Source organism: Pseudomonas sp. FP603, assembly GCF_030687415.1.
In the GTDB taxonomy this organism is placed as follows: Bacteria; Pseudomonadota; Gammaproteobacteria; order Pseudomonadales; family Pseudomonadaceae; genus Aquipseudomonas; species Aquipseudomonas wuhanensis.
The window spans coordinates 2,202,875-2,220,962 of sequence record NZ_CP117431.1 but is presented as its reverse complement, the minus strand read 5'-3'; the positions used below and the strand labels follow the sequence as shown (position 1 = coordinate 2,220,962).

General features: G+C 60.2%; 13 protein-coding genes. 9 read left to right on the top strand and 4 right to left on the bottom strand.

What is annotated here, in order from left to right; genetic code table 11:
- Positions 1 to 30: 30 nt before the first annotated feature.
- Complete coding sequence (gene rlmKL / locus PSH65_RS10325) at positions 31 to 2,301, bottom strand: bifunctional 23S rRNA (guanine(2069)-N(7))-methyltransferase RlmK/23S rRNA (guanine(2445)-N(2))-methyltransferase RlmL (RefSeq protein WP_305426127.1); 2,271 nt, start codon at positions 2,299 to 2,301, stop codon at positions 31 to 33.
- A 530-nt stretch (positions 2,302 to 2,831) separates the two neighbouring features.
- Between rlmKL and rmf the strand changes: the two genes are divergently transcribed.
- A complete protein-coding gene (rmf, locus tag PSH65_RS10320) occupies positions 2,832 to 3,047 on the top strand; it encodes a ribosome modulation factor (RefSeq protein WP_003223300.1) in 216 nt (71 codons plus the stop codon).
- A gap of 299 nt (positions 3,048 to 3,346) precedes the next feature.
- Here rmf and PSH65_RS10315 read toward each other — a convergent pair whose 3' ends face one another.
- Positions 3,347 to 4,366 carry a quinone-dependent dihydroorotate dehydrogenase gene (locus PSH65_RS10315; RefSeq protein ID WP_305426966.1) on the bottom strand — a complete coding sequence of 340 codons (1,020 nt, stop codon included), beginning with the start codon at positions 4,364 to 4,366 and terminating at the stop codon, positions 3,347 to 3,349.
- A gap of 228 nt (positions 4,367 to 4,594) precedes the next feature.
- Between PSH65_RS10315 and PSH65_RS10310 the strand changes: the two genes are divergently transcribed.
- From PSH65_RS10310 to cobA, 8 genes are all read left to right on the top strand, one after another.
- Positions 4,595 to 5,806 (top strand): CmpA/NrtA family ABC transporter substrate-binding protein, encoded by a 1,212-nt coding sequence (locus PSH65_RS10310; RefSeq protein WP_305426126.1) that lies wholly within the window; start codon positions 4,595 to 4,597, stop codon positions 5,804 to 5,806.
- 15 nt (positions 5,807 to 5,821) lie between these two features.
- On the top strand, positions 5,822 to 6,397 hold the full coding sequence (locus PSH65_RS10305) for an ANTAR domain-containing response regulator (protein WP_008006986.1): 576 nt from the start codon (positions 5,822 to 5,824) through the stop codon (positions 6,395 to 6,397).
- Between the two features lie 259 nt (positions 6,398 to 6,656).
- Positions 6,657 to 7,868: a NarK/NasA family nitrate transporter gene (locus PSH65_RS10300; RefSeq protein WP_305426125.1), complete on the top strand. Its 1,212-nt coding sequence runs from the start codon at positions 6,657 to 6,659 to the stop codon at positions 7,866 to 7,868.
- A gap of 7 nt (positions 7,869 to 7,875) precedes the next feature.
- Positions 7,876 to 9,546, top strand: a complete 1,671-nt coding sequence (locus tag PSH65_RS10295; RefSeq protein ID WP_305426124.1) for a bifunctional protein-serine/threonine kinase/phosphatase — start codon at positions 7,876 to 7,878, stop codon at positions 9,544 to 9,546.
- 385 nt (positions 9,547 to 9,931) lie between these two features.
- Positions 9,932 to 12,385, top strand: coding sequence for a nitrite reductase large subunit NirB (nirB, locus tag PSH65_RS10290; RefSeq protein ID WP_305426123.1), 2,454 nt, complete (start codon positions 9,932 to 9,934; stop codon positions 12,383 to 12,385).
- Positions 12,382 to 12,699, top strand: coding sequence for a nitrite reductase small subunit NirD (nirD, locus tag PSH65_RS10285; protein ID WP_007902067.1), 318 nt, complete (start codon positions 12,382 to 12,384; stop codon positions 12,697 to 12,699). Before nirB ends, nirD begins: the two co-directional genes overlap by 4 nt.
- Positions 12,699 to 15,416, top strand: a complete 2,718-nt coding sequence (locus tag PSH65_RS10280; protein ID WP_305426122.1) for a nitrate reductase — start codon at positions 12,699 to 12,701, stop codon at positions 15,414 to 15,416. The genes nirD and PSH65_RS10280 overlap by 1 nt, the downstream gene beginning before the upstream one ends.
- A gap of 10 nt (positions 15,417 to 15,426) precedes the next feature.
- Complete coding sequence (gene cobA, locus PSH65_RS10275) at positions 15,427 to 16,194, top strand: uroporphyrinogen-III C-methyltransferase (RefSeq protein WP_305426121.1); 768 nt, start codon at positions 15,427 to 15,429, stop codon at positions 16,192 to 16,194.
- A gap of 94 nt (positions 16,195 to 16,288) precedes the next feature.
- Here the strand turns inward: cobA and PSH65_RS10270 are convergent, their stop codons facing one another.
- Complete coding sequence (locus tag PSH65_RS10270) at positions 16,289 to 17,323, bottom strand: OmpA family protein (RefSeq protein ID WP_305426120.1); 1,035 nt, start codon at positions 17,321 to 17,323, stop codon at positions 16,289 to 16,291.
- Positions 17,324 to 17,430: 107 nt separating this feature from the next.
- Complete coding sequence (sigX, locus tag PSH65_RS10265; protein WP_017337463.1) at positions 17,431 to 18,021, bottom strand: RNA polymerase sigma factor SigX; 591 nt, start codon at positions 18,019 to 18,021, stop codon at positions 17,431 to 17,433.
- Positions 18,022 to 18,088 lie beyond the last annotated feature (67 nt).

The window sequence follows — 18,088 nt, the reverse complement described above, 5'->3', positions numbered from 1 at the left end:
AGGCTCTGTGGATCCAATCAGGCTCAAGTGTCAGCGAGCAGTGATCTTCCAGGCACGGTGGATCTTGCCATTACGGGCGAAATCGGGATCGATGGTCTGGGCCGTGATTTCTTCAACGGCATAACGCTCGGTGAGGTTTTCCTCGAGCTGGAACTTGCGGAAGTTGTTGGAGAAATACAACACCCCGCCCGGTGCCAGACGCGCCATGGCCAGGTCGATCAACTGCACCTGATCACGCTGCACGTCGAAGATCCCTTCCATGCGCTTGGAGTTAGAGAAGGTCGGCGGGTCGATGAAGATCAGGTCGTACTCGTCACGGCAGGCATCGAGCCAAGCCATTACATCGCCCTGCTCCAGACGGTTCTTGTCGGAGAAACCGTTCAGCGACAGGTTGCGACGCGCCCAATCCAGATACGTTTTCGACAGGTCGACGCTGGTGGTGCTGCGCGCGCCACCCTTGGCGGCATGGACACTGGCGGTCGCGGTGTAGCAATACAGGTTGAGGAAGCGCTTGCCCGCCGCCTCTTTTTGAATCCGCATGCGCATCGGCCGGTGGTCGAGGAACAGCCCGGTGTCGAGGTAGTCGGTGAGGTTCACCAATAGCTTCACGCCGCCTTCGTTGACCTCATTGAACTTGCCCTGTGCGCTCTGGCGTTCGTACTGCTTGGTGCCGCTCTGACGCTCGCGACGCTTGACCACCACGCGGTTCTTGTCGATGTTCAACGCTTGCGGGATTGCCGCCAGGGCATCGAACATCCGCGCCGAGGCTTTTTCCGGGTCGATGGATTTTGGTGCGGCGTATTCCTGGACGTGGACCCAATCGTGATACAGGTCGATGGCCATGGAATATTCTGGCATGTCGGCATCGTAGACGCGGTAGCAGTCGATGCCTTCACGCTTGACCCACTTGCCCAGCGCCTTGAGGTTTTTTTGCAGACGGTTGGCAAACATCTGCCCGCCTTCGCTCAAGCGCGGTTGCTCGATCACCACCGGGGCCGGTTTGATCGGGTTGCCGTTCTTGTTGTACTTCTCGTACTTGCCAGGTGCTACGTCGTTGTCTGCGACTTCGACTTCGGCCTGTTCGCGCTCGATCTGGCGCTGTTCCGGGGTGCGACGCTCACCGGTGACGAACTGGTCTGGCGTGACCTTGATCAGCAGCAATTTGCACGGCAAGGCGCCGTTCCAGAACGAGTACTGCTTATGGCTGCGGATGCCCATGCGCTTGCCCAGGTCCGGGGCGCCGGTGAACACCGCCGCTTCCCAGTTCAGGCAGGCCTGACGCAGACGTTCGCCGAGGTTCTGGTAGAGGTAGAGCAGGCTCGCCTCATCGCCCAGACGCTCGCCGTACGGAGGGTTGCAGATCACCAGGCCTTTCTGGTTCTGGTCCGGGCGCGGCTCGAACGTCGCGACTTCGCCCTGATAGATTTTGATCCACTCACTCAGGCCGGCACGTTCGACGTTATTGCGGCCCGGTTGAATCAGGCGCGGGTCAGCTTCGTAACCGCGAATCCACAGCGGTGGCTTGGCCAGACCGGCCGCGGCGCGTTCGGTGGCTTCTTCGTGGAGCTTTTTCCACAGCGCCGGCACGTGACCGAGCCAGGCGGTGAAGCCCCACTGCTCGCGACGCAGGTTCGGCGCCATGTCGGCGGCGATCATCGCGGCTTCGACCAGGAACGTACCGACACCGCACATCGGGTCAGCCAGGGCGCCGCCCTCGGCGGCAATTCGTGGCCAGCCGGAACGGATCAGAATCGCCGCCGCGAGGTTTTCCTTCAGCGGCGCGGCGCCCTGCTGCAAGCGATAACCACGCTGGTGCAGGCTGTGACCGGACAGGTCGAGGGACAAAATCGCTTCGCCACGGTCCAGACGCAGGTGAATGCGCAGGTCCGGGTTGAGCTTGTCGATAGACGGACGATCGCCCTGCGGGGTGCGCAGTTTGTCGACGATCGCATCCTTGACCTTCAAGGCGCCGAAGTGCGTGTTATCAATGCCCGAACCGTGACCGCTGAATTCGACCGCCAGGGTGCCATCGTTGAGCATGTGATCTTGCCACTCGATATCCAGCACGCCGTGGTAGAGGTCTTCGGCATCCTTCATCGGGAAGCGCTTGAGCACCAGCAGCACGCGGTTCGCCAGGCGCGACCACAGGCACAGGCGATAAGCGGTTTCCATGGTGGCCATGCCGCGCACAGCCGAGGTGTGCTCACGTGCTTCCTCAAGGCCAAGCCCGACGGCTTCCTCGATGAGCAGGCCTTCAAGGCCTTTTGGGCAAGTGAGGAAGAGTTCGAAACGATCGGACATGGTAGTTCCAGAGCCTTTAGCTAAGTGAACCGGCAACGCATTGCCGATCCGGTTTTCAATCAGGCGTTTTTCTAACAGAACGCCCGCGTGGCACGAAAGTGTGCCGTCCCACCCTGACTGCTCGGGTTAAAAGAGCTTAGATGCCAGGGCAGATAAAAAAGTTGATGCAACAAAATGTCATAAGTCGACCCTTCGTCGAATAGTCCCCAGGTGAACGGGTGTCATTCTCGTTAAAGGCCTCACCCCTCTCACCCCGCGCAGGGCCGATCATACCGGGCTTTGGCCAATAAACACGGGACAAATATCGTGTTACTTATGGCCATAACATCTTTATGGTTACGTTCTTATGACAAAACGATCATTCCCTCGATGTGACGCATTGGTTAGAACTCAACTCAGGTTGACGTCGCAACGGCGTCAACACCTTGGCTCGCGACGCCGGCAGCGAGCCGCCAACGGCAGGATTTTTCTGCCTGACCTCGATTGAGGTCGACGCGATAAATACAGTCAACAAGTGAGGGCAACACCCTATGAGAAGACTTAAGCGTGATCCGTTGGAAAGAGCATTTTTGCGCGGATATCAATATGGCGTTGGTGGTAAATCCCGTGAGCTTTGCCCTTTTACTCTACCGTCGGTACGCCAAGCCTGGATCAATGGCTGGCGAGAAGGACGCGGCGACAACTGGGACGGTATGACCGGCACTGCGGGAATCCACAGACTCAACGAACTTCACGCCGTCGGCTAATACAGGGCACACACTCCGACACGACAATCTGATTACGCAACGACTTAACCACGCACGTCCCATCCGGACGGCGGGCTTCGGCCCAGGGGCTCCTTCGAGGAGCCCTTTTTTATTCCTGTAAATATGGCGGCGGGGCTTTTTGTGGCGAGGGAGCTTGCTCCCGCTGGGCTGCGAAGCGGCCCCAAAAACCAATCAACTCGGTGTATCTGGTAAAACGCGATTGCAGGATTTACGACTGCTTCGCAGCCCAGCGGGAGCAAGCTCCCTCGCCACAAAAAGCCCCCCATCGACATCAGCCTCTAGCGCAGGGCCGCGATGGCGTCTACCGATTCACGAATCAACGCCGGGCCTTTATAGATAAAGCCCGAATAGATCTGCACCAAACTGGCACCCGCTGCGATTTTCTCAGCCGCGTGCTTGCCTTCGGTGATACCGCCCACGGCGATGATCGGCAAGCGACCGGCCAGTTCCGCCGCCAGCACCTTCACCGTATGAGTGCTCTTGTCGCGAACCGGTGCGCCGGACAGACCGCCCGCCTCGTCACCATGCTCCAGGCCTTCGACACCGACGCGACTCAGGGTGGTGTTGGTGGCGATCACCGCATCCATCCCGGTTTCGATCAACGCCTGGGCGACTTGAGCGGTTTCTTCATCGGTCATGTCCGGCGCGATCTTGATCGCCAGCGGTACATGTTTGCCGTGGCGCAGGGCCAGTTCCGCCCGGCGGGTGGCCAGGTCGGCGAGCAATTGCTTGAGCGAATCACCGAATTGCAGGCTGCGCAGGCCCGGGGTGTTCGGCGAGCTGACGTTGACCGTGACGTAGCTGGCGTGGGCGTAAACCTTGTCCAGGCAAATCAGGTAGTCGTCGACCGCGCGCTCAACCGGCGTATCGAAGTTCTTGCCGATGTTGATGCCCAGCACACCCTTGTATTTGGCCGCCGCCACGCGAGCGAGCAAGTGATCGACGCCGAGGTTGTTGAAGCCCATGCGGTTGATGATCGCCTCGGCCTCCGGCAAGCGGAAAATCCGTGGTTTCGGGTTGCCCGGTTGCGGACGCGGCGTGATGGTGCCGATTTCGACGAAACCGAAACCCAATTGGGCAAACCCATCGATCGCTGCGCCGTTTTTGTCCAGTCCGGCTGCCAAACCCACCGGGTTCGGGAACTCCAGGCCCATGACCGTCACCGGCAGTTTCGCCGGCGCCTTGCACAGCAAGCCGTTAAGGCCCAAACGCCCGCCCGCGCCGATCAGGTCCAGGGACAGATCGTGGGAGGTTTCCGGGGAAAGTTTGAACAACAGCTGACGGGCCAGGGTGTACATGGGCAGGCTTGACTCGGTTGGCGATGAGAGGCGGCGATTATAGCCGCGCATCAGGGCTTCACGCGAGGCGCGCAACAAAATCAGCCAGCGATGGCATATGCCTTGCACCGTCACCGGCATCAGCACTCATGCCAACGGCGGGATGAGTGGAAGGACAATGGCGTCGTCACCCGGCTTTGCCCACGCAAAGGCCTGGGACGACGCTTTTTTTTGGAAGGTGCGAAATCGATGAACGAACCATCAGCCGGCCCACTGGCCTGGGTCAATGGCAGCGATGCCCCGGAAAAAACCGCAATCAACCTCGGCTTCATGGCCCTGAGCGACTGCGCCTCAGTGGTGGTCGCGGCCACTCAGGGCTTTGCCCAACCCTACGGCCTGACCCTGAACCTCAAGCGCCAATCGTCCTGGGCCAACCTGCGAGACAAACTGGTCAGCGGCGAACTCGACGCCGCCCACAGCCTGTACGGCCTGATTTACGCCGTGCACCTGGGCATCGGCGGCGTAGCCTCCACCGACATGGCCGTGCTCATGGGCCTGAACCAGAATGGCCAGAGCATCAACCTCTCCCACGGTTTGCAGGCCCAGGGCGTGACCAGTCCTGAAGCACTTCACCTGCACGTGCACCAAAGTCGCCCAAAACTGACCTTCGCCCAGACATTTCCTACGGGTACCCACGCCATGTGGCTGTATTACTGGCTCGCGAGTCAGGGCATTCATCCATTGCAGGATGTCGACAGCGTGGTGGTGCCGCCGCCGCAAATGGTCGCGCACCTGCAAGCCGGGCGCATCGACGGATTCTGCGTCGGTGAACCGTGGGCCGCCAGTGCAGTGCAGCAGAATCTCGGTTTTACGATGGCCACCAGCCAGACCCTCTGGCCCGATCACCCGGAAAAGGTCCTCGGCTGCACCCGCGCCTTTGTCGAGCAATACCCCAACACCGCACGGGCCTTGGTGATGGCGATCCTCGAAGCCAGCCGATTCATCGAAGCCAGCCGCGAAAATCGCCGCAGCACCGCGCAACTGTTGAGTGCGCCTGAGTATCTGGATGCACCGCTCGATTGCATCGAACCGCGCTTGCTCGGTGACTACGCCGACGGTTTGGGTAATCGCTGGCAAGACCCGCACGCCATGCGTTTCCACGGTAATGGCGAGGTCAATTTTCCGTATTTGTCCGACGGTATGTGGTTCATGACCCAGTTCCGGCGCTGGGGTTTGTTGCGTGACGACCCGGATTACCTCGGCGTGGCCCGCCAGGTCCAGCAACTAGACTTATACCGTGAGGCCGCCACCGCTGTCGGTGTGCCCATCCGGAGTCAGGAAATGCGCAGCAGTCAACTGATCGACGGCAAAGTCTGGGACGGCTCGGACCCGGTCGGCTATGCCCGCAGCTTCACGCTGCACGCCATGAGCGACAGCGCTCCCCTTCTCGCCAGCCGCTGACAGGAGCCTGCGAATATGTTGCGTATCCTGCTGATCAACGACACTGCGAAAAAAGTCGGGCGCCTGAAAGCGGCTCTGACCGAAGCCGGGTTCGAGGTCATCGACGAGTCCGGCCTGACCATTGACCTGCCCGCGCGCGTCGAAACGGTGCGTCCGGACGTGATTCTGATCGATACCGAGTCACCGAGCCGCGATGTGATGGAGCAAGTGGTGCTGGTGACCCGTGACCAACCACGACCGATTGTGATGTTCACCGACGAGCACGACCCCGACGTGATGCGCCGGGCGATCAAGTCCGGCGTCAGTGCCTACATCGTCGAAGGCATTCACGCACAACGCTTGCAGCCGATTCTCGACGTGGCCATGGCGCGCTTTGAAAGCGACCAGGCCCTGCGCGCGCAACTGCACGCCCGCGACCAGCAACTGGCCGAACGCAAGCGCATCGAGCTGGCCAAGGGGCTGCTGATGAAAATGAAGGACTGCAACGAAGAAGAGGCCTACACCCTGATGCGCCGCCAGGCCATGAGCCGCCAGCAGAAGCTGATACAGGTGGCGGAGCAGATCATTGCCATGAGTGAACTGCTTGGCTGAAGCCTTGCGGAGCCTGTGCTGACGACTCGATCTCACTTGTTGGCACAGATCTCGCTAAGTAAATCCCTGCAAGGTAACCAACGGCGGTTGCCCCACCTACGACAAAGACGTCGCTCACCTCATTCGCCCCCTTGGCGGATCGGGTAGCGGCGTTTTTCCGTTTTGGCCCCAGAGACCGGGGCTGGTGGTGCGGCCGTTGTGGCGCCCCACCTGCAAGCTCATGACTCCTTCTTGATACGCCTGACAGCTGAGGTGCGCGATGAATTCAAGCTTCTGGAAATCCGGCCATACCCCGACACTGTTCGCAGCCTTCCTCTATTTCGATCTGAGCTTCATGGTCTGGTACCTGCTCGGCCCAATGGCGGTGCAGATCGCCGCTGACCTGCAGCTGACCACCCAACAGCGCGGTCTGATGGTGGCCACGCCGATTCTGGCCGGCGCCGTATTGCGCTTTGCGATGGGCCTGCTGGCTGATCGCCTGTCGCCAAAAACCGCCGGGATAATCGGCCAGGTGATCGTCATCTGCGCCCTGTTCGTCGCCTGGAAAGTCGGCATTCACACTTACGAGCAAGCGCTGTTGCTGGGCCTGTTCCTCGGCATGGCCGGTGCGTCCTTCGCCGTCGCCCTGCCGTTGGCCTCGCAATGGTATCCGCCCCAGCACCAAGGCAAAGCCATGGGCATCGCCGGTGCCGGCAACTCAGGCACCGTGCTCGCTGCGCTGATCGCCCCAGTGCTGGCTGCCGCATTTGGCTGGAGCAATGTGTTCGGCTTCGCCCTGATCCCCCTGATCCTGACCCTGATCGTCTTCTACTGGTTGGCCAAGAATGCGCCTGAGCGCCCGAAAGCCAAGTCCATGTCCGACTACTTGAAGGCCTTGGGTGACCGCGACAGCTGGTGGTTCATGTTTTTCTACAGCGTGACCTTCGGTGGCTTCATCGGTCTGGCCAGCGCCCTGCCCGGCTACTTCAACGACCAATACGGCCTGAGCCCAGTGACCGCCGGCTACTACACTGCGGCTTGTGTGTTCGGTGGCAGCCTGATGCGTCCGTTGGGCGGCGCGCTGGCGGATCGCTTCGGCGGGATTCGCACCTTGCTGGCGATGTACACCGTGGCAGCGATCTGCATTGCGACAGTGGGTTTCAATCTGCCGAGTTCCTACGCCGCGTTGGCGCTTTTCGTCTGCACCATGCTCGGTTTGGGTGCAGGCAACGGTGCGGTATTCCAGTTGGTCCCGCAGCGTTTTCGTCGGGAGATCGGTGTGATGACCGGCCTGATCGGCATGGCCGGCGGCATCGGTGGCTTCGCACTGGCGGCTGGTATGGGCGCGATCAAGCAAAGCACCGGCAGCTATCAACTGGCCTTGTGGTTGTTTGCCAGCCTCGGCGTACTTGCCTGGTTCGGTCTGCACGGCGTAAAACGTCGCTGGAGAACCACTTGGGGTTCGGCAGCCGTCACCGCTGCACGGGTGTGAGGACTGAATGAGCCTGCAACTGAGTTTTGCCGAACACAGCGCCATCGGCCCCCGCGAGGAGAACCAGGACGCTCTGCGCCTGGTCACTCCGGCCCCGGCGCTGGCGGCAAGCAAGGGTTACCTGTTCGCCATCGCCGATGGCGTCAGCCAATGTGCCGACGGCGGGCTCGCCGCCCGTTCGACCTTGCAGGCCTTGGCGCTGGACTACTACGCCACCCCGGAAACCTGGGGTGTCGCCCAGGCATTGGACCGTCTGCTACTGGCGCAAAATCGCTGGTTGCAGGCTAACGGCGGCGGGCAACCGCTGCTGACCACAGTCAGTGCCTTGGTGATGCGCGGCAGGCGTTTCACCTTGGCGCATGTCGGCGATTGCCGGGTTTATCGCTGGCACGCCGACACGCTGCAACGGGTGAGCGAGGATCACGTCTGGGACCAGCCGGGCATGCAACATGTGCTTAAACGGGCCCTGGGACTGGATCAGCATCTGGTACTGGATTTTCTGGATGGCGAACTGCGCCTGAACGAGAGCTTCGTGCTGCTCAGCGACGGCATCTGGGCCGTGCTGGGCGACACGGCCATTGCGGCGATTCTGCGCGATCAACCTGATCTGGACAGTGCTGCGCAGACGTTGGTCAGCGCTGCGCACCTGGCCGGCAGTCAGGACAACGCCAGCGCCCTGCTGGTGCGGGTCGATGCCCTCGGTGAAACCAGCATTGGCGACGCGCTTATTCATCTACAGCAATGGCCACTCCCGCCTGCGCTGAAGCCGGGCCAGACCTTCGAAGGCTGGCAGGTCGAGGGAATACTCGGCCAGAGCCAGCAATCGCTGCTTTATCGGGTACGCGACGCACAACAACAACCCTGGCTGCTGAAAACCTTGCCCGGTGCGCTCCGTGACGATCACCAGGCCGGGCAGGCATTGTTGTCGGAGGAATGGTTTCTCAAGCGTGTGGCCGGGCGGCATTTTCCTGAAGTCCATACCGCCAGTCAGCGTCAGCATTTGTACTACGTGATGCGTGAATATTCCGGATCTACCTTGGCTGAGTTGCATGAGCGTGTCGCAACGCTGCCGCTGGCTCAATGGCTGGATCTGGCCGAACGCCTGCTGCGGGCCGTCGGCATCTTGCATCGACGGCAAATTCTGCATCGCGATATCAAACCGGAGAACCTGCTGCTGGGGGACGACGGCGAGTTGCGCTTGCTGGATTTCGGCCTCGCCTACTGCCCCGGGCTGTCCGAAGATCAAGCTTGCGCCCTGCCCGGAACGCCCAGCTATATCGCGCCGGAAGCCTTTCGCGGCGACCCGCCGACACCCCAACAGGATTTGTATGCCGTCGGCGTGACCTTGTACTACCTGCTGACCGGGCATTATCCCTACGGCGAAATCGAAGCGTTCCAGCGCCCTCGGTTTGGTGTGCCTGTCAGTGCCAGTCGCTACCGGCCCGACCTGCCGGAGTGGATCGCGCAAAGTCTGGAGCGGGCGGTGGCGGTGGCTCCGGATCAGCGTTTTGAAACGGCCGAGGAATGGTTGCTGGTGCTGGAACAAGGGGAACGTCGCAGTTTGAGCGTGCGCCCCAGACCGTTGCTGGAACGCGAACCGTTGAAGGTCTGGCGGACATTGGCACTGGTGTCATTGCTGGTGAATTTAGTGCTGCTGTTTTTGTTGTTTCACGGTTAAAAGATCAAAAGATCGCAGCCTGCGGCAGCTCCTTCGGGTGCCCACGATCTCCTGCGGGAGCTGCCGTAGGCTGCGATCTTTTGACTTTTTTGCTTCAAAACCGGGCATAGCGCATTGAACCGGTGCACGAAAACACCCTTCTCCCACGCTGAGAGCCGATAAATTCGGCATATGTCCGACTTGGCACAACCACTGCATTACCTTTCCCAACATACATAAAGCCCAACCTTCAACGTAGAAGGCTGCGCTGCCCGAGAGAACGGGACAAGGACAAAGGCGTCCTCGCTAGTTAACTGGCGGGACGCCTTTTTTTGTTTGCGCAAAATTTTGTCGAGCAAGGCCTGAATGCCCTGATGAGGCAGGCCCGAGCTCCCCGGAGAACCTGATGAAAAAACTAAAACTGGTGATGATCGGCAACGGCATGGCCGGGGTTCGTACCCTGGAAGAGCTGCTCAAGCTGAGTAACGAGCTGTACGACATCACGGTCTTCGGCGCCGAACCCCATACCAACTACAACCGCATCCTGCTGTCGCCCGTGCTGGCCGGCGAACAGACGTTCGAAGAGATCGTGCTCAACGATCTGGACTGGTACCTGGAAAACAACATCAAGCTACTGCTCAACCGTAAAGTGGTGGAGATCGACCGGGTCAAACGCCGGGTCATCGCCGAAGACGGCACCGAGGCCGAATACGACCGCCTGCTGATTGCCACCGGCTCGACCCCGTTCATCCTGCCGATCCCCGGCAATACCTTGCAGGGTGTGATCGGCTACCGCGACATTGCCGATACCCAAGCGATGATCGACACCGCCAAGACCCACAAACATGCCGTGGTCATCGGCGGCGGCCTGCTGGGCCTTGAAGCCGCCAACGGCTTGATGCTGCGCGGCATGCACGTCACCGTGGTGCACATCGGCGAATGGCTGCTGGAACGGCAACTGGATAAAACCAGCGGCCAACTCCTGCAAACCGCCCTGGAAGCCCGTGGCCTGCATTTCCGCCTGTGCGAACAGACCCAAGCCCTGCACGACGCCGGCAATGGCCGGGTCGGCTCGGTGCAGTTCAAGAACGGCGACATCATCCCCGCCGATCTGGTGGTGATGGCCGCCGGTATTCGCCCCAATACCGAACTCGCGGAAAAATCCGGCATCCCGTGCAACCGCGGGATTCTGGTCAACGACACCCTGCAAACCTACGACCCTCGGGTCTACGCCATCGGCGAATGCGCCAGCCACCGTGGAATCGCCTACGGCCTGGTCGCGCCGCTGTTCGAACAGGCCAAGGTGTGCGCCAACCACCTCGCCCAATTGGGTTTCGCCACCTACAAGGGTTCGGTGACGTCGACCAAATTGAAAGTCACCGGCATCGACCTGTTTTCCGCCGGCGACTTCATGGGCGGCGAAGGCACCGAGACCATCACCCTCTCCGACCCGATTGGCGGGGTCTACAAGAAACTGGTGATCAAGGATGACGTGCTGGTCGGCGCCTGTCTGTACGGCGATACGGCAGATGGCGGTTGGTATTTCCGGCAGATCCGTGAGAACCATGCCATCGGCGAGATCCGCGATCACCTGATGTTTGGCGAAAATGCTTTAGGCGATGTAGGACACCAAGGCCAGGACAAAGCCATGAGCATGGCCGACACCGCCGAAGTCTGCGGCTGTAACGGCGTGTGCAAAGGCACCATCGTCAAAGCCATTCAGGAACACGGGCTGTTCAGCGTCGACGACGTGAAGAAACACACCAAGGCTGCCAGCTCCTGCGGCTCCTGCGCCGGCCTCGTCGAACAGATCCTGATAAACACCGTGGGCGGCGCGGCGGACGTCAAACCGAAAAGCGAAAAAGCCATCTGCGGTTGCAGCGACCTCAACCACGGGCAAATCCGCCAGGCCATCCGTGACCAGCACCTGCTGACCATCGCCGGCACCATGAGCTACCTGAACTGGCGTACCCCGAACGGTTGCGCCACGTGCCGTCCGGCGCTCAACTACTACCTGATTTCCACCTGGCCGGGCGAAGCCAAGGACGACCCGCAATCGCGTCTGATCAACGAACGCGCCCACGCCAACATTCAGAAAGACGGCACTTACTCTGTAGTCCCTCGGATGTGGGGCGGTGTGACCAATCCTTCTGAGCTGCGGCGCATTGCCGACGTGGCCGACAAGTACAACGTACCGATGGTCAAGGTCACCGGCGGCCAGCGTATCGACTTGCTGGGGATCAAAAAGCAGGACCTGCCTGGCGTCTGGAAAGACCTGGACATGGCGTCCGGCCACGCCTACGGCAAATCCATCCGCACCGTGAAAACCTGCGTCGGCAGCGAGTTCTGCCGCTTCGGCACCCAGAACTCCACGCAATTGGGCATCGAGCTTGAGCACGACCTGTTCAACATGTGGTCGCCGCACAAAGTGAAACTGGCCGTTTCCGGTTGCCCACGCAACTGCTCGGAAGCGGGGATCAAGGACGTCGGAATTATCGGCGTAGACTCCGGCTGGGAAATGTACATCGGCGGCAACGGCGGGATCAAAACCGAAGTTGCAGAGTTTTTCGTCAAGCTGAAAACCGCCGAAGAAGTACGCGAATACAACGGCGCATTCCTGCAGCTGTACCGCGAAGAAGCCTTCTACCTCGAACGCACCGTGCACTACCTGCAACGGGTCGGCATGGAACACATCAAGAAAGCCGTGCTGGAAGACCCGGAGCGGCGCAAGGCCTTGAACGATCGCCTGCAATTTTCCCTGTCGTTCGAACAGGACCCTTGGAAGGAACGCCTCGAACAGCCACTGCTGAAAAAAGAATTCGAGGTCATTCCCGTGAAGAACCTGGAGGTGTCGGTATGAACTGGCTGGATATCTGTGCACTGGAAGAGATCAACACCCTTGGCTCGCGGATCATCGCAGGCCCGAAAGGCGACATCGCGATTTTTCGTACGAGCGACGATGAGGTTTTCGCCCTCGACGACCGCTGCCCGCACAAGGGCGGGCCGCTGTCCCAGGGTTTGATCTACGGCAAGCGGGTGGCCTGCCCGCTGCACAACTGGCAGATCGACCTGGAAACCGGCGAAGCCCAAGCCCCGGATATCGGCTGCGCCCACCATCATTCGGCACGAGTCGAGAACGGCCGCGTGCTGCTGGCCCTACGGGAAGCAAGCTGATGGACCGTCAAATCACCGCCTCCACCTGCTGCTACTGCGGGGTCGGCTGCGGCGTGCTGATCGAACACGACGGCGAGCGCATTCTCGGCGTCAGCGGCGATCCGGCACACCCGGCCAACTTCGGCAAATTGTGCAGTAAAGGTTCGACCCTGCACCTGACCGGCGACCTGGCCGCACGGGCGTTGTACCCGGAACTGCGCCTGGGCAAAGGCCTGGCCCGCAGCCGCACCGACTGGGACACTGCGCTCGATCACGCCGCCAACGTTTTCGCCGAAACCATCGCCGAGCATGGCCCGGACAGCGTTGCATTCTATATCTCCGGGCAGTTGCTGACTGAGGATTACTACGCCTTTAACAAACTGGCGCGAGCGCTGGTGGGCACCAACAACATCGACAGTAATTCGCGGCTATGCATGTCTTCGGCAGTGGTCGGCTACAAGCGCAGCCTCGGCGCCGACGCTCCGCCTTGCAACTACGAAGACCTGGAATTGAGCGACTGCGTGATGATCGTCGGCAGCAACATGGCCTACGCCCACCCGATCCTGTTTCGTCGCCTGGAAGAAGCCAAATCCCGCCGCCCACAGATGAAAGTCATCGTCATCGACCCTCGGCGCACCGACACCTGCGATTTGGCTGACATGCATTTGGCGATTCTGCCCGGCACCGATGTCGCCTTGTTCCATGGGATTTTGCATCTGTTGCTGTGGGAAGACTGGGTCGACCGCGATTTTATCAAGGCCCACACCGAAGGCCTGGCCGAGCTGAAAAACCTGGTGCGCGATTACACCCCGACAATGGTTTCGCAACTCTGCGGCATCAGCGTCGAGCAACTGCAGCAATGCGCGCAATGGGTCGGCACTTCGCCGAGTTTTCTGTCGCTGTGGTGCATGGGGCTGAATCAGTCCACCGCCGGCAGCGCGAAGAACAGCGCGCTGATCAACCTGCACCTGGCCACCGGGCAAATCGGCCGGCCCGGCGCAGGACCTTTCTCGCTGACTGGTCAGCCGAATGCCATGGGCGGCCGGGAAACCGGCAGTTTGTCGAACCTGCTGCCAGGTCATCGCGAAGCGGCCAATGCCGAACACCGCGCGCAAGTGGCCGACTACTGGGGCGTTGATCAACTGCCCGCGAACACCGGGCTGACCGCCATCGAACTGTTCGAGCAGATGCGCAGCGGCAAGATCAAAGCCCTGTGGATCGCCTGCACCAACCCTGCACAGTCGCTGCCGGATCAGACCGCTGTGCGCGAAGCACTGCAAGCCTGTCCATTCGTGGTGTTGCAGGAAGCCTTTCGCACCACCGAAACCGCCGCGTTCGCCGACCTGCTGCTGCCCGCCGCCAGTTGGGGCGAAAAGAACGGCACAGTCACCAACTCGGAACGGCGCATTTCCCACGTCCGTCAGGCCATCGGCGCACCCGGTGAAGCACGGCCCGACTGGGCGATCACCGTGGATTTCGCACAGCGCCTGGAAAAATATCTTCGCCCTGAAGCAACCAGCCTGTTTGCCTTTGAAACCCCGGCGCAGGTTTTCGACGAATACAAACACCTGACTCGCGGCCGCGACCTCGATCTGTCCGGAATCAGTCATGAATTGATCGACCAACTTGGTCCGCAGCAATGGCCCTTCCCCGCCGGTGCCCGCGAAGGTACTGCACGGCTGTACCTCGACGGAGTTTTCCCGACCGCCAGCGGGCGCGCACAGTTCGTGACCGACCCGTATCGCGCCGCCAAGGAACAACGCGATGCGCGCTTCCCTCTGACCCTGATCACCGGCCGCCTGCGCGATCAATGGCACGGCATGAGCCGCACCGGCACCGCCGCGCAGCTATTCGGCCATGTCAGCGAAGCCGTGTTGAGCCTGCACCCGGATGAACTGCGTCGGCACCGCCTGCAACCTGGCGATCTGATCAATCTGAAAAGTCGCCGGGGCTCGGTGATCGTGCCGGTCAGCAGCGATGACAGCGTACGTCCGGGCCAGGCGTTCCTGCCGATGCACTGGGGCGACCGCTTTCTCAAGGGCGGCGTGAATACCCTCACCCTTCCCGCCTTCGATCCGTTGTCGAAACAACCGGAACTCAAACACAGCGGTGTGCGACTCGAGCCTGTGCAATTGCCTTGGCAGCTTTTCGCCCTGATAGAGGGCGATGTTCAACAGCATTTGGAGACGCTGCGACCGCTCTGCGAGGCATTTTCCTACGCAAGCCTCAGCCTTACCGGCCGTGAGCGCCCTGCATTGCTGATACGCGCCGCCAGCCCTACCGCGCCTGAGCCGCAGCTGTTGCGTGATATCGATCAATGCCTGGGACTCAACGATGGCCCGGTACTGGCCTACGACGATCCTCGGCGCTCAATCGGCAAGCGGGTACGGATCGAGAACGGTCGGATCACCGCGATTCGCCTGGCCGGCGAAACCCTCGCTCAGCACTGGCTGCAAAGCCTGTGGCTCGAAGGTCGCGCCGACGAACAGCTACGCCGCTGGCTGCTGGCGCCTTTGAGTGCGCCACCGGGCAGCGCCGGCAGCCCGGCATCGGGCACCAAAACCCTGTGCAACTGCATGAACGTCAGCCAGAACGCGGTCTGTGCCGGCATCAGCCGTGGCCTGGACTTGCAGGGCTTGAAACAAGAGTTGGGCTGCGGCACGCAATGCGGCTCCTGCGTCCCGGAAATCAAGCGTTTGCTGGCCGCCACTGCGCAGCCAGTCGCCGTCACCTTGTGAGGAAAACACTATGAACGCAAAAGTCTGGCTGGTGGGTGCGGGTCCTGGCGACCCTGAATTGCTGACCCTCAAGGCGGTTCGAGCGTTGCGCGAAGCGGACGTGGTGCTGATCGACGACCTGGTCAATACCGCGGTACTGGAGCATTGCCCGAATGCGCGGATTATTCCCGTGGGCAAGCGCGGTGGCTGTCGCTCCACGCCTCAAGCCTTCATTCATCGCCTGATGTTGCGTTATACCCGCCACGGCAAATGCGTGGTGCGGCTCAAGGGTGGCGATCCGTGCATCTTCGGGCGCGGCGGTGAAGAAGCGCAGTGGCTGCGTGAGCGTGGCGTCGAGGTTGAGTTGGTCAATGGCATCACCGCGGGTCTTGCCGGTGCGACCCAATGCGATATTCCGCTGACGCTAAGGGGCGTCGCGCGTGGCGTGACACTGGTCACGGCGCACACTCAGGATGACAGCAGCCTGAACTGGCAGGCCCTCGCACAAGGGGGCACCACGCTGGTGATCTACATGGGCGTGGCGAAGCTCAGTGAAATTCGCGAGCAACTGCTGGCTGGCGGAATGGCAGCCGATACGCCTGTGGCGATGATCGAAAATGCTTCCCTGCCGCACCAACGGGAATGTCGGAGCGATCTGACCGCGATGGAGAAAGATGCCTGCGCCTTTGAATTGAAAAGCCCAGCCATTTTGGTGATTGGAACCGTGGCAGCCTGTGCAACGTCATCTCTATGGGAGCGCGGCTTGCCCGCGATGATGGCGGCCGATCAATCAGCCTGAACCTAACTTCCCCTCTCCACTAAATCCCTCATCACCAAATCGCAGACAAAAAAAAGCCCGGCCTAAGCCGGGCTTTTCCAGAGCTGCGAGCTAATTACTTAGCGCTAGCTTCAACCTGCGCTTCTACGCGACGGTTTACAGCGCGACCAGCGTCAGTTTTGTTGTCAGCAACTGGGCGGGATTCGCCGTAGCCAACAGACTGAACGCGGGACGATTCAACACCGTACTGGTTGGTCAGAACTTGCTTAACGGCGTTTGCACGACGCTCGGACAGTTTCTGGTTGTAAGCGTCAGGACCGACGGAGTCAGTGTGACCTTCAACAGTAGTAGTGGTGGATGGGTACTGCTTCATGAAGTCAGCCAGGTTTTTGATGTCGCCGTAGCTGTTAGGCTTGACTACCGACTTGTCGAAGTCGAATTTCACGTCCAGCTCAACACGAACAACTTCAGCAACTGCTGGGCAGCCATCAGCGTCAACAGTTACGTTGGCTGGGGTGTCCGGGCACTTGTCAACGTTGTCGCAAACGCCATCGTTGTCGCTGTCGGCGCAAACTTCAGCTGGTGCTGGAACTGGAGCAGCAGCAGGCTTGGAGCCGCCACCGAAGTTCACACCGATACCAACGCTAGGAGCCCACTCGGTGTCGCCCTGGTCGATGTTGTACTGAGCTTCAACGCCGGCACGGGCGTAGAAGTTCTCGGTGAAGTACAGCTTGGCACCGCCGCCAACGTTGGCGAAGGTGGAACCGTTACGACCGCTTTTGCCGTTCTGACCAATGCTTTGGTCGGAGAAGCCAGCCGATACGTACGGACGCAGCATGTCGCCCGGGTTGTTGAAGTGGTACAGAGCATCCAGAGCGGTGTTGGAGCCCTTGATGTTACGGCCATCTTCGGCACGTGCGTTGTGCACTTCGTCGTAGGCCAGACGCAGTTCAACGTCGTCGGTCAGGAAGTAACCAACAGAACCGCCGAACAGGTTGCCGTTGTTCTTGAAGTCACGAGCGCTATCGAACATTTCTTTCTTAGCGAAGCCTTCGATTTCAACTGCGCCTTGGCCTTGTGCCAGAGCGCCGAACGAAGTGGCAGCAATAAGAGAACCAATGGCCAAGCCCAAGGTGTTTTTCAGTTTCATCCGTTAAATCCCCATCTGGTGATTGTGAAGCAGTCCCGCAAACCGGGGGACAACTCGGCGGCAAGTCTATCAGAACTTGCCTACACGTAAGAGATATTTGCGCCGAACTAAGTTTCAGCAATGCCTGCAAATTTCTCACGTAATTTGTCTAGAGCGCGTTTGTAACGCATTTTTGTCGCACTCAAACCCATGTGCATTATGTCTGCGATCTCCTGAAATTCCAGCTCTGCGACAAATCGTAGCACCAGAATCTCTCGGTCGATCGGGTTCACATACACCAGCCAGCGATCAAGTCCGCCCTTCTCCTCGGGTTTCGGCGCCTTTTCTTCAGACGCTTCCTCAAGGGGGTCCAGACTCAAAGCGTCCATCAAGCGACGCTTTCGCCGTTCTTTCCGATACTGCGTGATGCACTCGTTGTACGTGATGCTATACAGCCATGTCTTGAACTTCGATTTCCCCTCGAAGTTCTTCAGGCCGTACAGCACCTTCAACATCACTTCCTGACAGACATCATCTGCGTCACGATCGTTCCCGAGATACCGTGCACAAACGTTAAATAGTGTTCGCTGGTAACGCCGCATCAGTTCTTCATAAGCGCGCGTTACGTGAAACAGCTCGGTATGCGAGCGCGCGACCAACTCCTCATCAGAGAGCTCGCGGGGGTCGTAGCGCGTGGAGAGCGATTGAGCTTTATTCAAAACAAGTCTGGCCGACAGTCAGGTCAATGTCCGCCGCAGTCCTTCAGGACATTTTGCGGCGGCATAC

What these genes read in the sequence shown, in the direction of transcription:
- rlmKL (WP_305426127.1), bottom strand. Translation starts at nt 2,301, where the DNA reads ATGTCCGATCGTTTCGAACTCTTCCTCACTTGCCCAAAAGGCCTTGAA.
- rmf (WP_003223300.1), top strand. Translation starts at nt 2,832, where the DNA reads ATGAGAAGACTTAAGCGTGATCCGTTGGAAAGAGCATTTTTGCGCGGA.
- PSH65_RS10315 (WP_305426966.1), bottom strand. Translation starts at nt 4,366, where the DNA reads ATGTACACCCTGGCCCGTCAGCTGTTGTTCAAACTTTCCCCGGAAACC.
- PSH65_RS10310 (WP_305426126.1), top strand. Translation starts at nt 4,595, where the DNA reads ATGAACGAACCATCAGCCGGCCCACTGGCCTGGGTCAATGGCAGCGAT.
- PSH65_RS10305 (WP_008006986.1), top strand. Translation starts at nt 5,822, where the DNA reads ATGTTGCGTATCCTGCTGATCAACGACACTGCGAAAAAAGTCGGGCGC.
- PSH65_RS10300 (WP_305426125.1), top strand. Translation starts at nt 6,657, where the DNA reads ATGAATTCAAGCTTCTGGAAATCCGGCCATACCCCGACACTGTTCGCA.
- PSH65_RS10295 (WP_305426124.1), top strand. Translation starts at nt 7,876, where the DNA reads ATGAGCCTGCAACTGAGTTTTGCCGAACACAGCGCCATCGGCCCCCGC.
- nirB (WP_305426123.1), top strand. Translation starts at nt 9,932, where the DNA reads ATGAAAAAACTAAAACTGGTGATGATCGGCAACGGCATGGCCGGGGTT.
- nirD (WP_007902067.1), top strand. Translation starts at nt 12,382, where the DNA reads ATGAACTGGCTGGATATCTGTGCACTGGAAGAGATCAACACCCTTGGC.
- PSH65_RS10280 (WP_305426122.1), top strand. Translation starts at nt 12,699, where the DNA reads ATGGACCGTCAAATCACCGCCTCCACCTGCTGCTACTGCGGGGTCGGC.
- cobA (WP_305426121.1), top strand. Translation starts at nt 15,427, where the DNA reads ATGAACGCAAAAGTCTGGCTGGTGGGTGCGGGTCCTGGCGACCCTGAA.
- PSH65_RS10270 (WP_305426120.1), bottom strand. Translation starts at nt 17,323, where the DNA reads ATGAAACTGAAAAACACCTTGGGCTTGGCCATTGGTTCTCTTATTGCT.